This is a genomic window from Curvibacter soli, assembly GCF_029211125.1.
GTDB lineage: Bacteria > Pseudomonadota > Gammaproteobacteria > Burkholderiales > Burkholderiaceae_C > Curvibacter_A > Curvibacter_A soli.
In genome coordinates this window covers 1-13,995 of sequence record NZ_JARGEN010000073.1, presented here as the reverse complement: position 1 = coordinate 13,995, position 13,995 = coordinate 1, and the positions used below count along the sequence as shown (strand labels likewise).

General features: G+C 65.0%; 14 protein-coding genes and 1 pseudogene. 13 read left to right on the top strand and 2 right to left on the bottom strand.

Going from position 1 to position 13,995, the window contains the following annotated elements; translation table 11 throughout:
* Positions 1-146 precede the first annotated feature (146 nt).
* The 4 genes from PY257_RS14930 (at position 147) to PY257_RS14915 (ending at position 4,191) form a co-directional block, all read left to right on the top strand.
* Positions 147-2,327 (top strand): malate synthase G, encoded by a 2,181-nt coding sequence (locus PY257_RS14930; protein WP_275743247.1) that lies wholly within the window; start codon positions 147-149, stop codon positions 2,325-2,327.
* 215 nt (positions 2,328-2,542) lie between these two features.
* Positions 2,543-2,818 (top strand): BrnT family toxin, encoded by a 276-nt coding sequence (locus PY257_RS14925; protein ID WP_275743245.1) that lies wholly within the window; start codon positions 2,543-2,545, stop codon positions 2,816-2,818.
* Positions 2,733-3,332: a BrnA antitoxin family protein gene (locus tag PY257_RS14920; RefSeq protein WP_345799253.1), complete on the top strand. Its 600-nt coding sequence runs from the start codon at positions 2,733-2,735 to the stop codon at positions 3,330-3,332. The genes PY257_RS14925 and PY257_RS14920 overlap by 86 nt, the downstream gene beginning before the upstream one ends.
* A 175-nt stretch (positions 3,333-3,507) precedes the next feature.
* Complete coding sequence (locus PY257_RS14915; protein ID WP_275743243.1) at positions 3,508-4,191, top strand: dienelactone hydrolase family protein; 684 nt, start codon at positions 3,508-3,510, stop codon at positions 4,189-4,191.
* A gap of 32 nt (positions 4,192-4,223) precedes the next feature.
* On the opposite strand, the gene PY257_RS14910 is transcribed toward PY257_RS14915, so the two are convergent.
* Together PY257_RS14910 and hemB are read right to left on the bottom strand one after the other, a co-directional pair.
* Positions 4,224-5,351, bottom strand: coding sequence for a magnesium transporter CorA family protein (locus PY257_RS14910; protein WP_275743241.1), 1,128 nt, complete (start codon positions 5,349-5,351; stop codon positions 4,224-4,226).
* A 54-nt stretch (positions 5,352-5,405) separates the two neighbouring features.
* A complete protein-coding gene (hemB, locus tag PY257_RS14905) occupies positions 5,406-6,410 on the bottom strand; it encodes a porphobilinogen synthase (protein ID WP_275743240.1) in 1,005 nt (334 codons plus the stop codon).
* 281 nt (positions 6,411-6,691) lie between these two features.
* On the opposite strand from hemB, the gene PY257_RS14900 reads away from it, so the two are divergent.
* From PY257_RS14900 to PY257_RS14860, 9 genes and pseudogenes are all read left to right on the top strand, one after another.
* Entirely contained in the window at positions 6,692-7,120 is a 429-nt protein-coding gene (locus tag PY257_RS14900) for a CopD family protein (RefSeq protein WP_275743238.1), read from the top strand.
* A 13-nt stretch (positions 7,121-7,133) separates the two neighbouring features.
* Entirely contained in the window at positions 7,134-8,228 is a 1,095-nt protein-coding gene (locus PY257_RS14895; protein ID WP_275743236.1) for a VanZ family protein, read from the top strand.
* A gap of 10 nt (positions 8,229-8,238) precedes the next feature.
* A complete protein-coding gene (locus tag PY257_RS14890; protein ID WP_275743234.1) occupies positions 8,239-8,583 on the top strand; it encodes a (2Fe-2S) ferredoxin domain-containing protein in 345 nt (114 codons plus the stop codon).
* 14 nt (positions 8,584-8,597) lie between these two features.
* Positions 8,598-9,233 carry an alpha/beta hydrolase gene (locus tag PY257_RS14885; protein WP_275743249.1) on the top strand — a complete coding sequence of 212 codons (636 nt, stop codon included), beginning with the start codon at positions 8,598-8,600 and terminating at the stop codon, positions 9,231-9,233.
* Positions 9,234-9,275: 42 nt separating this feature from the next.
* Positions 9,276-10,445 carry a D-alanyl-D-alanine carboxypeptidase family protein gene (locus PY257_RS14880; RefSeq protein ID WP_275743232.1) on the top strand — a complete coding sequence of 390 codons (1,170 nt, stop codon included), beginning with the start codon at positions 9,276-9,278 and terminating at the stop codon, positions 10,443-10,445.
* A gap of 117 nt (positions 10,446-10,562) precedes the next feature.
* Positions 10,563-10,940 (top strand): 30S ribosomal protein S12, encoded by a 378-nt coding sequence (gene rpsL / locus PY257_RS14875; RefSeq protein WP_017759704.1) that lies wholly within the window; start codon positions 10,563-10,565, stop codon positions 10,938-10,940.
* A gap of 151 nt (positions 10,941-11,091) precedes the next feature.
* On the top strand, positions 11,092-11,565 hold the full coding sequence (rpsG, locus tag PY257_RS14870; protein ID WP_275743230.1) for a 30S ribosomal protein S7: 474 nt from the start codon (positions 11,092-11,094) through the stop codon (positions 11,563-11,565).
* 90 nt (positions 11,566-11,655) lie between these two features.
* Entirely contained in the window at positions 11,656-13,758 is a 2,103-nt protein-coding gene (gene fusA, locus PY257_RS14865) for an elongation factor G (protein WP_275743228.1), read from the top strand.
* Positions 13,759-13,932: 174 nt separating this feature from the next.
* Positions 13,933-13,995: pseudogene (locus PY257_RS14860) on the top strand (GTP-binding protein); the annotation flags it as partial.

Below are 13,995 nucleotides of genomic sequence, written 5' to 3'. Positions count from 1 at the left end.
CTCTCAGACTACTTGCGTCAGGAACTCAGAAGTCCATCGCTCTCCATGGCTTTTGCGTAAGTCCTATCGAATAAAGTCGCACAGGGGGCGCGTTGCTTGTAGCTGCCCTTGTTTTCACCGACTGATTCCAACCGGAGGCTTTCACCATGACCGAACGCACCATTCGCCACCGCCTGCAAGTGGCGACCCCGCTCTACCGCTTCATCGAAGACAAGGTACTGCCCGCCACGGGCGTGGACAGCGGACGGTTCTGGTTGGGCTTCGATGCCATCGTGCACGACCTTGCGCCCAAGAATGCCGCCTTGCTGGCCGAACGCGACCGGCTGCAGTCCGAACTGGATCGTTGGCACAAGGCGCACCCCGGCCCGATCACCGACATGCCGGCCTACCGCGCCTTTCTGGAAAGAATCGGCTACCTGCTGCCCCAGCCCTCTGATGTGATGGCCACGACCACGCACGTGGATGCCGAGTTGGCCACGCAGGCCGGGCCGCAACTCGTGGTGCCGATCCTGAACGCCCGCTATGCGCTCAACGCCGCCAATGCGCGCTGGGGCTCGCTGTATGACGCGCTCTATGGCACTGATGCGATTGCCGAAGACGGCGGCGCGGAAAAAGGCAAGGGCTACAACCCGGTGCGCGGCGCCAAGGTCATCGCGTTTGCGCGCAACGTGCTGGACCAGGCCGCCCCGCTGGCCCATGGCTCGCACAAGGATGCTTGCGGCTATTCGGTACTGAACGGTCAGTTGCTGGTTGCCACCACATCCGGCACCGTTGCCCTGCGGGATCCTGTGCAGTTCGTGGGGTACCAGGGCGATGCGACGGCACCGTCATCCGTCCTGCTGGTGAACAACGGCTTGCACATCGATATCCGCATCGACCGCACCACACCCATCGGCAGCAGCGATGCGGCGGGTGTCGCCGACGTGGTGCTGGAAGCGGCGCTTTCGACCATTCTCGACCTCGAAGACTCGATTGCCGCGGTGGATGCACAGGACAAGACGCTGGCCTATGGCAACTGGCTCGGCATTCTCAGCGGCACGCTGACCGAGCAGGTGACCAAGGGCGGCAAGACCTTCACGCGCGGCCTCAATCCCGACCGCGCATACACCACGCCCACAGGCCAGCCGCTGAAGCTGCATGGCCGCTCGCTGATGTTCCTGCGCAATGTGGGCCACCTGATGACCAACCCTGCCATCCTGTGGGGCGATGACGGCAAAGAGATTCCCGAGGGCATCATGGACGCGGTAGTGACTACCACCATCGCGTTGGTGGACCTGAAGCGCCGCGCCAATTCCCGCGCCGGCAGCGTCTACATCGTCAAGCCCAAGATGCACGGCCCGCACGAAGTGGCATTCGCATCCGAGTTGTTCGCGCGCGTGGAGCAACTGCTGGGCCTACCCGAAAATACGGTCAAGCTCGGCATCATGGACGAGGAGCGCCGCACCAGCGTGAACCTGAAGGCCTGCATCGCCCAGGCCTGTGCGCGCGTAGCCTTCATCAATACCGGCTTCCTCGACCGCACGGGTGACGAGATGCACACCTGCATGCAGGGCGGCCCGGTGCTGCGCAAAGGCGACATGAAGGCCACGCCATGGATCGCCGCCTACGAGCGCAACAACGTACTGGTGGGCCTGTCGTGCGGGTTGCGCGGGCGCGCACAGATCGGCAAGGGCATGTGGGCCATGCCCGACCTGATGCATGCCATGCTGGAGCAGAAGATCGCCCACCCCAAGGCCGGAGCCAACACCGCCTGGGTGCCTTCACCCACCGCCGCCACGCTGCATGCGCTGCACTATCACCAAATCAATGTGAGTGCAGTGCAGCAGCAGTTGGAGCAGATCGATGCCGATGCTGAGCGTGATGCCATCCTGCGCGACCTGCTGCAGGCCCCGCTGGTGGCCGCCCCCGCCTGGAGTGCGCAGGAACGCCAGCAAGAACTGGACAACAACGTGCAAGGTATTCTGGGTTACGTCGTACGCTGGGTCGATGAAGGCGTGGGCTGCTCGAAGGTACCCGACATCCATAATGTGGGCCTGATGGAAGACCGCGCCACGCTGCGCATCAGCAGCCAGCACATCGCCAACTGGCTATTGCACGGCGTAGTGACGAAAGAGCAGGTCAATGCCACGTTCGAACGCATGGCCCCCGTGGTAGACCAACAGAACGCCGGCGACACGCATTACCGCAACATGGCAGGCAACTTCGCCACCTCGTTCGCCTACCGAGCCGCGCTGGACTTGGTGTTCAAGGGCGTGGAACAGCCCAGCGGCTATACGGAGCCCTTGCTGCATGCATGGCGCCTGAAGGCCAAGGCCGCAATCCGCTGAGCACCAAGGCACCGGGCGCTATTTAATTGATCCTATTTCCGGCAGTTGAATCCCCAAAATTCGAGCAAGTGCCTGTCACGCATTGAGTTTCCATGCTTTCCAGACTCACCCATTTGGAACTGCTCTGCAGTCACGCGAAGTCTTTGGAAACCCGCATGGATATTGGGTTTCTTCAGTTTTTCGGTTGGTTCAACTGCCGTTTCTAGGATCAGAGCATGCCGACCTGGGACGAACCGAAGCGTCTTCGCAACATCAAGATCCATGGATTTGACTTCATTGGTTGCGAAGCAGTCTTCGATGAACCAGTCGTCACCTGGGAGGATGCCCGGGAAGCCTACAGTGAGCACAGGATCAACTTGCTCGGCTGGCTTGAGGGCATCGTCGTGCACATGACGGAGCGAGGCGATGAACCGCACATCATCAGTCTTCGCAAGGCAGAGAAGCATGAAGTCCGTCGCTACGCGAAAGAAACCACCGGCTACTCCCGCTGATTGGGAAGCGCTCATTGCCGCCGCACCGGGCAAAGACCGGGCCCTTACCGCCGCAGAGGAGAAGAAGATGGCTGGCGCCGTCGTCGTAAAGGGCGGTGGCTATGCTGCCGTCCGTGCCGCAGTCGCCCAGAAGCGCCAACGCGGCGAGCGCGGCCCGCAAGTGTCTCCTACCAAGCAGCTCGTCAGCGTCCGCTACAGCCCGGAAGTGCTGCAGTACTTCAAGGCAACGGGCAATGGTTGGCAAACGCGCATGAACGAGGCACTCCCAAGCCGGCAGAGCCGGAACCAAACAGGTTGGAAATGCGAACGCAACCATACCCCCTCGGTCGTACGCAAGAGTTTTGGACGTTCCACCGATTCGCGCCCACTTGCACCTGTTCCTAGCAAGGCCAGGAAATGTTGTAACCCATTGGGTTGTAAGGCAATTTGCCTATCGCATCATCGACGCGAAATGTACTTTCGTACATCGAGAATCTTCGCACAATCTGTCAAGACTTGGCCGCTTAGGGACTAGAGTGGGTTCACAAGCGTTCAGCACGTGGCCGCGGTGGGGCCTAACCCTTCGCTCAACCGGACCCGCTACGGCAGGCCACCTTGGCCCGAGCTGAGGTACGCAGTACATTTTCTCAGCCCGGGCCCTGCCGTCCTACCGTCGTCGCCCGGTTACCTTTACGTCAGGAGCAAAACACATGGGACATTTCATCGATCTTCAGGCTGCCGACGGCACCGCCGTTCCCGCCTACGTGGCCGAGCCCGCGGGTGCACCCAAGGGTGCCGTCGTGGTGACGCAGGAGATATTCGGCGTCAACGCCCACATCCGCGCCGTGGCCGACGGCTATGCCGCGCAGGGCTACCTGGCGGTGGCGCCGGCCATGTTCCAGCGCGTGCAGCCCGGCGTGGAGCTGGGCTATGGCGAGGCGGACATGAAAGCCGGCTTCGGCTACAAGACCGCCGTGGATGCGCTGCCCGCCCCGGGCGTGCTGCAGGACCTGCAGGCCGCCGTGGACTACGCGGCGCGCGCCGGCAAGGTGGGCATCGTGGGCTATTGCTGGGGCGGGCTGCTGGTGTGGCGCGCGGCGGAACAGCTCAAGGGCCTGTCGGCGGCAGTGGCCTACTACGGCGGCGGCATGACTGCGGGCACCGAACCCGCGCGCAAGCCGCGCGTGCCGGTGCTCGCGCATTTCGGCGACCGGGATCACTGGATCACGCTGGACAGCGTGGAGGCTTTCCGGCAGGCGCACCCCGAGGTGGAGGTGCATGTGTACGCGGCGGACCATGGTTTCAACTGCGACATGCGTGGCAGCTACGACAAGGCTGCGGCGGACCTGGCGCGCCAGCGCACGCTGGCGTTCTTCGCCAAGCACCTGGGCTGAACCTGGGCTGAACCTGGGCTGATGGGCGCGCGTCAGCGCGTGGAGTTTTCCAGGTAGCGCTTGCGCGAGAAATAGAAGATCAGCGCGGCGGCGATCACGGCCATCGCCCCCATGGCCCACCAGAAGCCACCATGCCGATGCACCAGCGGGATGAACTCGAAGTTCATGCCGAACACGCCCGCGATCAGGTTCAGCGGCAGGAAGATGGCGGTCAGCACCGTGAGCACGCGCATGATGTCGTTGGCGCGGTGGCTCTGCACGCTGAAGTGCATCTGCACGGCGGTCTCGGCGTTCTGCTCCAGCCGCTGCACGTGGTGCGCCACGCGCTCGATGTGCTCCACCAGGTCGCGCCCGCGCACCAGCAGCAGCTCGTGGCGGCGCTGGCCGTTGCCGTTGTGCGGCACGGGCAGGGTTTCGAGCGCGTCGAGCCAGTCCTGCATGGCGGCGAGCTGTTCCTCGCAGATTTCTCTCAGGTGCGAGAGCGACTGGCGCGCCAGCAGCAGCGTGCCCCAGTCGTTGAAGCGGCTGCGCGGGTCCACCAGTTCGAGCTGCCAGTGGTCGAGTTGGCGCGTGAGGTCGCGGCGCAGGTCCAGGTAGGCATCGACGATGCGGTTGAGGATGCGCAGCGCCAGGTCCGCCGGGCTGGTGGGCAGGCGCGCGGCCTTGGCGCGCGGGTCGATGCCGCCGGGCGCGAGCAGATTGGCCGCGTAGCCGTCGCGGATGTGGCCGTCGTCGGGGTGGATGGTGAGCAGCAGCTTCTCGTGCACCACGAAGCCCACGGGCCGGGTGTCGATGCGGCGCAGCGCGGGCGGACCGCCGCGGCGCGGCAGGCCGTCCAGCTCGGGTGCGGGCGACGCGGCGGCCGGCCCCGCCTTGCCGTCCTCGCGCGGCGCCAGGCGGCGGAACACCAGCAGGTCGTACTGCGAGGTGTAGTCGTAGTGCGAGGGCAACTGGTCGTTGAGCAGGTCGGCCACGTGCAGGTCCGCGAGCGGCTGGCCGCAGAGCGCGGCGAGCATGTCCTGGATGTCGCCTTGCCGGGCGGCGAATTCCTCGCGCGTGACCGACACCCACACGAAGCCTTGCGCCGGCGGCTTGCCCGCCAGCACGGCGGCGTCCGCCAGTTCGTCGGCGCGCGCGTCGTGGATGGCAAAGATGCGCATCTGTTTTTTATGAACGAAAAGTGGCTACACCGCAGAGTATACGTGCGGTAGCAGCTATATATTTTGTAGCAAACGAGCCGCGTCGAGTGCGAAGTAGGTCAGCACGCCGTTGGCGCCCGCGCGCTTGAAGGCGAGCAGGCTTTCCAGCACCACCGCATCGTGGTCGAGCCAGCCGTTCTGCGCGGCGGCTTTCAGCATCGCGTACTCGCCGCTGACCTGGTAGGCGAAGGTGGGCAGGCGGAACTCCTGCTTCACGCGCCAGAGCACGTCCAGGTAGGGCATGCCGGGCTTGACCATCACCATGTCGGCGCCCTCGGCGATGTCGAGCGCCACTTCGCGCAGCGCCTCGTCGGTGTTGCCCGGGTCCATCTGGTAGGTCTTCTTGTTGCTCCTGCCCAGGTTGGCGGCAGAGCCCACGGCGTCGCGGAAGGGGCCGTAGAAGGCGCTCGCGTACTTGGCGCTGTAGGCCATGATGCGGGTGTGGATCAGCCGCCGCGCCTCCAGCGCGGCGCGGATGGCGCCGATGCGCCCGTCCATCATGTCGCTGGGCGCCACGATGTCCACGCCGGCCTCGGCCTGGGCCAGCGCCTGGCGCGTCAGCACGTCCACCGTCTCGTCGTTGAGGATGTGGCCCTCGGCGTCGAGCAGACCGTCCTGGCCGTGGCTGGTGTACGGGTCCAGCGCCACGTCGGTCAGTACGCCGAGTTCGGGGAACTCGGCCTTCAGCGCGCGCACCACGCGCGGGATCAGCCCCTCGGGGTTGAATGCCTCGCGCCCATCGGGCGTCTTGAGCGCCGGGTCGATGGCCGGGAACAGCGACAGCACCGGGATGCCCAGCGCCACGCACTGCTCGGCCACGGGCAGCAGCAGGTCCAGGCTGAGGCGGTCCACGCCGGGCATGGAGGGCACGGGCACGCGCCGCGCCGTGCCTTCGTGGACGAATACGGGGTAGATGAAGTCGTGGGCGGTCAGCGTGTTCTCGCGCACCAGGTCGCGGGTGAAGCTGTCGCGGCGCAGCCGGCGCGGGCGTGCATGGGGGTGGGGGGGCAGGGGATACATGGGGAAAATTGTGCCCCATGCGGCTTGCCGGGGTGCGCGGGCGCCGCGAAGACCGCACATGCGCTTCCCGCGGCACCGGTGCATGACCACCGTGTAAAGCGCTGTTCGTCCATCTTGTAAGCCTTGTGCAAGGGTGCTAGATTCGCGGCGGGCGGTTTGCGCCGCTCCCCGCTTTTCCTCCCTGAGCGGGTGCCTTGATGTGTGACAGCAAAAAGGCTTGTCCGCCCGGCCTTCGCGCCGGGTTTTTTTTGGGGGCTTCCCCGCCTCCGTACACTGCTCGCATGCTCTGGATCAAATCACTTCACATCGTCTTCGTCGTCAGTTGGTTCGCGGGGCTGTTCTACCTGCCGCGCATCTTCGTGAACCTGGCCCTGGTGGCGTCGGGGTCGCTGGCAGAGCGCGAGCGGCTGCTGCGCATGGCGCGCAAGCTCATGCGCTTCACCACGCTGCTGGCGGTGCCCGCCGTGGGCCTGGGGGCGTGGCTCTGGCTGGGCTACGGCATCGGGCGTGGGCCGGGCAATGGCTGGATGCACGCCAAGCTGGCAGTGGTGGTCCTGGTGCTGGGCTACCACCATGCCTGCGGCGCGCTGCTGCGGCGGTTCGTGCGCGGCGAAACGCCGCACGGGCACCGCTGGTTCCGCTGGTTCAACGAGGTGCCGCTCGTACTGCTGCTGGCCGCCGTGGTGCTGGTGGTGGTCAAGCCGTTCTGATGGCCGGGCAGGGATGCACAAGACGTCGGCCTGGCCTCTGGCGTTCGCCTATGCGGCGCTGATCGCCTACGCCAGCCTGTACCCGTTCTCGGGCTGGCGCGATCAGGGCATCGCGCCGTGGGCCTTCCTGGCCGCGCCGTGGAGCCCGTACTGGACGGGTTTCGACGTGTTCACCAACGTGCTCGGCTACGTCCCGTTGGGCGCGCTGCTGGCGCTGGCGCTGCTGCGCTCGGGCCGCGCGCGCGCGGCAGTGCCCGGTGCGGCGCTGGCGGGCGCGCTGCTGGCGCTGGTGCTGGAATGCCTGCAGAGCTACCTGCCCGCGCGCGTGCCTTCCAATGTGGACCTGGCGCTCAATGCCGCCGGCGCCCTCGGTGGCGCGCTGCTGGCCGCGCTGCTGGAGCGCCTGGGCGCCATCGACCGCTGGAGCCGCTTGCGCGCACGCTGGTTCGTGGCCGACGCAGGCGGCGCGCTGGCGCTGCTGGCTTTGTGGCCGGCAGCGCTGCTGTTTCCCGCCGCAGTGCCGTTCGGGCTGGGGCAGGTGCTGGAGCGCCTGGAGGACGGTCTGGCCGATCTGCTCGAAGACACGCCGTTCCTCGAATGGCTTCCCATCCGCGACGTGGAACTGCAGCCTCTGGTGCCGCTGGCCGAACTGCTGTGCGTCATGCTGGGCGTGCTGATTCCCTGCCTGCTGGCCTACGGCATCGCCCGCACATGGCTGCGCCGAGTGTTGTGCGCTGCGGGCGTCATCGGCGTGGGCGTCGCGGCTACCACGCTGTCGGCGGCGCTGAGCTATGGGCCGGCGCACGCCTGGGAATGGCTGGACACCCCGGTGCGCGCGGGTGTGTGGGCGGCGCTGGCGCTGGCCGCACTATGTCTGCCCGTGCCGCGCCGCGGCTGCGCGGCGCTGTTGCTGCTGGCGCTGGCCGTGCAACTGAGCATGCTCAACCAGTCGTCCGCCGACGTGTACTTCGCCCAGACGCTGCAGACCTGGGAGCAGGGGCGCTTCATCCGCTTCCACGGGCTCGGGCAGTGGCTGGGCTGGGTCTGGCCTTATGCGGTGCTCGTGTATGTGCTGCTGCGGTTCTCGCGCCGCGAGCGCGATAACTAAAATCGCGAGCATGACTACCAGCCCGCAGCCGCTCTACTACGCACGGCACATCTTCTTCTGCCTCAACCAGCGCGAGAACGGAGAAGACTGCTGTGCCAACCACCATGCCAAGGAGGGCTTCGACCGCTGCAAGGCGCAGGTGAAGGCCGCGGGGCTGGCCGGCCCGGGCCAGGTGCGCGTCAACAAGGCTGGTTGCCTGGACCGCTGTGCCGGCGGTCCCGTGGCCGTGGTCTACCCCGAGGCCGTCTGGTACACCTTCGTGGATGCCAACGACATCGACGAGATCGTCGAGTCGCACCTGAAGAATGGCGAAGTGGTTGAACGCCTGCTTCTGTCGCCCGACGTGGGGCGCTGACCATGGCTGCCATGATGAGCACGCAGACGCAGCCCCTGCCGTTGACGGGCGCCGCCGGCGCCATCGAGGCCGTGCGTGACCCGGCTCTGGTGGAAGACGGCGCCACGCCGCGCGGCGTGGCGGTGATCGCCCACCCCCATCCGCTGTTCGGCGGCACCATGGACAACAAGGTGGTGCAGACACTGGCGCGGGCGTTCGTGCAGTGTGGCTGGACGGCGGTGCGCTTCAACTTCCGCGGCGTGGGCGGCAGCGCCGGCGCCTATGACGAAGGGCGTGGCGAGACGGAGGATTTTCTGGCGGTCGTGCGCCAGGCTGCGCCTGAAGGGCTGCTGGCGATCGCGGGCTTTTCGTTCGGCTCGTTCGTGGCGAGCCGTGCGCTGGAGACACTGTGGAATACGCGCGACATCGCCAAGCTTGTCTTCGTGGGCACCGCTGCGGCGCGCTTCCGCGTGGCGGACATCCCGCCCGAGGCGCACGAACGCATGCTCGTCGTGCACGGCGAGCAGGACGACACCGTGCCGCTGTCTGACGTGATGGACTGGGCGCGGCCCCAGACACTGCCTGTAACCGTCATTCCGGGCGGCGGCCACTTCTTTCACGGACAATTGCCGCTTTTGAAGAGCTTGGTGGTCCGCCACCTGCGTTCCTGAAACCCTGCGGGCTCCGCGTCCTGCCTGTTTTTCTCTCATCCCATGAACCGTCTTCTTTCGGTGCTGCGTGTTTTCGCCGCGGCCGCCGCACTGCTTTCCCTTGCACATCCGGCTGCGGCGCAGGCGCCGCAGCCTCCCGAGATCGCCGCGCGCAGCTACCTGCTGCTAGACGTGACCGCCAACCAGATCCTGGCGCAAAAGGACATCGATGCGCCGGTCGAACCCGCGTCGCTGACCAAGCTCATGACGGCCTATCTGGTCTTCGACGCCCTCAAGGCCAAGAAGATCAGCCTGCAGCAGACGCTGCCGGTGAGCGTGCGGGCCTGGAAGATGCCCGGCTCGCGCATGTTCATCGACCCCAAGATGCAGGTGCCGGTGGAAGACCTGGTGCAGGGTATGATCGTGCAGTCGGGCAACGACGCCACCATGGCGCTGGCCGAGGGCGTGGGCGGTACGGCGGAGCAGTTCGTCAAGATGATGAACGACCAGGCGCGCGCGCTGGACATGAAGAACACGGGCTACAAGAACCCCGAGGGGCTCACCGAGGCTGGCCACACCACCACGGCGCGCGACCTGAGCATCCTGGCCACGCGGCTGATGCATGATTTCCCGCAATACATCCACTACTACGCGCAAAAGCAGTACCGCTATCCCGGCACGCCTGCCGCCAACGGCAACAACCGCAACCTGCTGCTGTTCCGCGATCCGACCGTGGACGGCCTGAAGACCGGCCACACCGACGCCGCCGGCTATTGCCTGATCGCCACCGCGCACCGCGAGTTTCCCGGCGTGGGCACGCGCCGCCTCCTGTCCATCGTGCTGGGCACGGCCAGCGAAAATGCGCGCGCCAACGAGAGCCAGAAACTGCTGAACTGGGGCTACACGGCTTTCGAGGCCGTAAAGCTGTTCGACGCCAACCAGGCCGTCGCCACACCGCAGGTCTGGAAGGGCCGTGAGGCCACGCTCAAGATCGGCCGCGCCGAGCCCATCGTGGTGGCGGTGCCTGCTGGCGACACGGCCAAGGTCAAGACCCAGGTCGCCCGGCCCGATCCGCTGGTGGCGCCCATTGCCCGGGGCCAGTCCATTGGCACGCTGAAGATCGCCGTTGGTGAGCAGCCGCTGCTCGAGGTGCCCCTGGTTGCCTTGAACGAAGTGCCCGAGGCCGGCGTGTTGGGCCGCGCGTGGGATGCGATCCGGCTCTGGATCAAGTAGGCCGGCCCCGGCAGTCAGTCTTGTCGGGAAGGCCATGAGCTGCTATATTCGAGGGCTTTTCGGAATTTTCCGAAGGGATTCACGTTTTCGTTTTGAACGTTTAGGGACGTTTTTTCAATGCCAACCATCAATCAACTGGTGCGTCAGGGGCGCGAGGTCGAAAAGACCAAGTCCAAGAGCCCCGCGATGCAAAACTCGCCGCAGCGCCGTGGCGTGTGTACCCGCGTGTACACCACGACGCCTAAGAAGCCGAACTCCGCTCTGCGCAAAGTCGCCAAGGTGCGCCTGACCAACGGTTTCGAGGTCATTTCGTACATCGGCGGCGAGGGTCACAACCTGCAGGAGCACAGCGTCGTGCTGGTGCGCGGCGGTCGTGTCAAGGACTTGCCCGGCGTGCGCTACCACATAGTGCGCGGTTCGCTTGACCTGCAAGGCGTGAAAGACCGCAAGCAGTCGCGCTCCAAGTACGGCGCCAAGCGCCCGAAGAAGGCCTGATCTTCTTTTTGTCATATCCCCCGGTGCTCGAATCGCCTTGGCGGGCGGATTGGGCGTAGTGACCCGTGTTTGGGTCGAGTAAGTGAGAGTTCCATATGGCTCTCGCGGTGCCTGGAAAGGCGCCAACTGAAGCAAATTTGTGAGGTGAAAAATGCCACGTCGTCGCGAAGTCCCTAAACGTGAAATCCTGCCGGACCCGAAGTTCGGCAATGTGGAGCTGTCCAAATTCATGAACGTGATCATGGAAGGCGGCAAGAAGGCGGTTGCCGAGCGCATCATCTATGGCGCGCTCGATTTCATCGAGAAGAAGAACCCTGGCAAAGACCCGCTGGAGGCCTTCACCATCGCCATCAACAACGTCAAGCCGATGGTCGAGGTGAAGTCCCGCCGCGTGGGCGGTGCCAACTACCAGGTGCCGGTCGAAGTGCGCCCCGTGCGCCGCCTGGCGCTGTCGATGCGCTGGATCAAGGAAGCCGCCCGCAAGCGCGGCGAGAAATCGATGGCCCTGCGCCTGGCCAACGAACTCATGGAAGCCACGGAAGGCCGTGGCGGCGCCATGAAGAGGCGTGACGAAGTGCACCGCATGGCCGAAGCCAACAAGGCATTCAGCCACTTCCGCTTCTAACAGCCCGTCTCGATATCCCACCCAGGCTGCGGAGCCCGTGCCATCGCTGATTGCGGTGGGCGGGCTCCGAGCCGTTAACAGAGAACGACCATGTCCCGCAAGACCCCCATCGAGCGCTACCGCAACATCGGCATCTCGGCGCACATCGACGCCGGCAAGACCACGACGACCGAGCGCATCCTGTTCTACACCGGCGTGAACCACAAGATCGGCGAGGTGCACGACGGCGCCGCCACCATGGACTGGATGGAGCAGGAGCAGGAGCGCGGCATCACCATCACCTCTGCCGCCACCACCTGCTTCTGGAAGGGCATGGACATGTCCTTTCCTGAGCACCGCATCAACATCATCGACACGCCCGGCCACGTCGATTTCACCATCGAGGTGGAGCGCTCCATGCGCGTGCTCGACGGCGCCTGCATGGTGTACTGCGCCGTGGGTGGCGTGCAGCCGCAGTCCGAGACTGTCTGGCGCCAGGCCAACAAGTACAAGGTGCCGCGCCTGGCCTTCGTGAACAAGATGGACCGCACCGGCGCCAACTTCTTCAAGGTCTACGATCAAATGAAGCTGCGCCTGAAGGCCAACCCCGTGCCCATCGTGATTCCGATCGGCGCCGAGGAGAACTTCAAGGGCGTGGTCGATCTGCGCAAGATGAAGGCCATCATCTGGGACGAAGCCTCCCAGGGCATGAAGTTCACCTTCGAGGACATCCCCGCCGACCTGACCGAATCCGCCAAGGAATGGCGCGAGAAGATGGTCGAGAGTGCCGCCGAAGCGTCCGAGGAACTGATGAACAAGTATCTCGAGGAAGGCGACTTGACCGAAGAAGAAATCACCAGCGGCCTGCGCGCGCGCACCATCGCCGGCGAAATCCAGCCCATGCTGTGCGGCACCGCGTTCAAGAACAAGGGCGTGCAGCGCATGCTCGACGCCGTGATCGAACTCATGCCCTCTCCGCTGGACATCCCGCCAGTGGCCGGCACCAACGACGATGAGAAGGAAGTCCATCGCAAGGCCGACGACAACGAGAAGTTCTCCGCGCTGGCGTTCAAGCTCATGACCGACTCGTTCGTCGGCCAGTTGACTTTTGTGCGCGTCTACTCGGGCGTGCTGACCAAGGGCGACACGGTCTACAACCCGGTCAAGGGTCGCAAGGAGCGCATCGGCCGCATCGTGCAGATGCACGCCAACGAGCGCCAGGAAGTCGATGAAATCCGCGCCGGCGACATCGCCGCCTGCGTGGGCCTGAAGGACGTGACCACGGGCGAAACCCTGTGCGACCCCGACGCCATCGTGACCCTTGAGCGCATGGTGTTCCCCGAGCCCGTGATCGCGCAGGCCGTGGAGCCCAAGACCAAGGCCGACCAGGAAAAGATGGGCATCGCGCTGCAGCGCCTGGCGGCGGAAGACCCGTCGTTTCGCGTCAAGACCGACGAGGAATCGGGCCAGACCATCATCTCGGGCATGGGCGAGTTGCACCTGGAAATCATCGTGGACCGCATGAAACGCGAGTTTGGCGTGGAAGCCAACGTGGGCAAGCCCCAGGTCGCCTACCGCGAAACCATCCGCAAGACGGTGGAAGAGGCCGAAGGCAAGTTCGTGCGCCAGTCCGGCGGTAAGGGCCAGTACGGTCACGTCGTGCTCAAGATCGAGCCCAACGAAGCCGGCAAGGGCATCGAGTTCATCGACGCCATCAAGGGCGGTGTGGTTCCTCGCGAATTCATCCCGGCCGTGGAAAAGGGTATCAACGAAGCCGTCACGCAAGGCGTGCTGGCCGGCTACCCCGTGGTGGACGTCAAGGTCACGCTGCATTTCGGTTCGTACCACGATGTGGACTCGAACGAACTGGCGTTCAAGATGGCCGCCATCTTCGGCTTCAAGGAAGGTTGCCGCAAGGCCAACCCGGTCATTCTGGAGCCCATGATGGCCGTGGAAGTGGAAACGCCTGAAGACTATGCCGGCAACGTGATGGGCGACCTGTCCTCGCGCCGCGGCATGGTGCAGGGCATGGACGACATGGTCGGCGGCGGCAAGGCCATCAAGGCCGAGGTGCCGCTGTCGGAAATGTTTGGCTACTCCACCACGCTGCGTTCGGCCACGCAAGGCCGCGCGACGTACACGATGGAGTTCAAGCACTACACCGAGGCACCGCGCAACGTGGCCGAGGCCATCGTGGCGGCGCGCGCCAAATAACAGTGAAAATGGCCTCCGGCGCTTATAAATAGTGCGCTTGTAGCTACCAAAAGAATAGCAATCTGTTTTTGCTGTCTGCGATCCGGTGCCGCCCTGTTCCCCGTGCGGGGCGAACCAGCAACCGGATGCAGACGTTAAACCACAGCACGGGGATCGCTCTTTGGAGAATTGAAAATGGCAAAAGGCAAATTTGAACGAACGAAGCCGCACGTGAACGTGGGCACGATTGGCCACGTG

Excerpts from the sequence above, each read along its gene's own strand:
- PY257_RS14915 (WP_275743243.1), top strand. The coding sequence starts at position 3,508 with ATGGGACATTTCATCGATCTTCAGGCTGCCGACGGCACCGCCGTTCCC.
- PY257_RS14900 (WP_275743238.1), top strand. The coding sequence starts at position 6,692 with ATGCTCTGGATCAAATCACTTCACATCGTCTTCGTCGTCAGTTGGTTC.
- rpsL (WP_017759704.1), top strand. The coding sequence starts at position 10,563 with ATGCCAACCATCAATCAACTGGTGCGTCAGGGGCGCGAGGTCGAAAAG.
- PY257_RS14910 (WP_275743241.1), bottom strand. The coding sequence starts at position 5,351 with ATGCGCATCTTTGCCATCCACGACGCGCGCGCCGACGAACTGGCGGAC.
- hemB (WP_275743240.1), bottom strand. The coding sequence starts at position 6,410 with ATGTATCCCCTGCCCCCCCACCCCCATGCACGCCCGCGCCGGCTGCGC.
- PY257_RS14930 (WP_275743247.1), top strand. The coding sequence starts at position 147 with ATGACCGAACGCACCATTCGCCACCGCCTGCAAGTGGCGACCCCGCTC.
- PY257_RS14920 (WP_345799253.1), top strand. The coding sequence starts at position 2,733 with ATGAACCGCACATCATCAGTCTTCGCAAGGCAGAGAAGCATGAAGTCC.
- PY257_RS14880 (WP_275743232.1), top strand. The coding sequence starts at position 9,276 with ATGAACCGTCTTCTTTCGGTGCTGCGTGTTTTCGCCGCGGCCGCCGCA.
- PY257_RS14885 (WP_275743249.1), top strand. The coding sequence starts at position 8,598 with ATGAGCACGCAGACGCAGCCCCTGCCGTTGACGGGCGCCGCCGGCGCC.
- PY257_RS14890 (WP_275743234.1), top strand. The coding sequence starts at position 8,239 with ATGACTACCAGCCCGCAGCCGCTCTACTACGCACGGCACATCTTCTTC.
- rpsG (WP_275743230.1), top strand. The coding sequence starts at position 11,092 with ATGCCACGTCGTCGCGAAGTCCCTAAACGTGAAATCCTGCCGGACCCG.
- fusA (WP_275743228.1), top strand. The coding sequence starts at position 11,656 with ATGTCCCGCAAGACCCCCATCGAGCGCTACCGCAACATCGGCATCTCG.
- PY257_RS14925 (WP_275743245.1), top strand. The coding sequence starts at position 2,543 with ATGCCGACCTGGGACGAACCGAAGCGTCTTCGCAACATCAAGATCCAT.
- PY257_RS14895 (WP_275743236.1), top strand. The coding sequence starts at position 7,134 with ATGCACAAGACGTCGGCCTGGCCTCTGGCGTTCGCCTATGCGGCGCTG.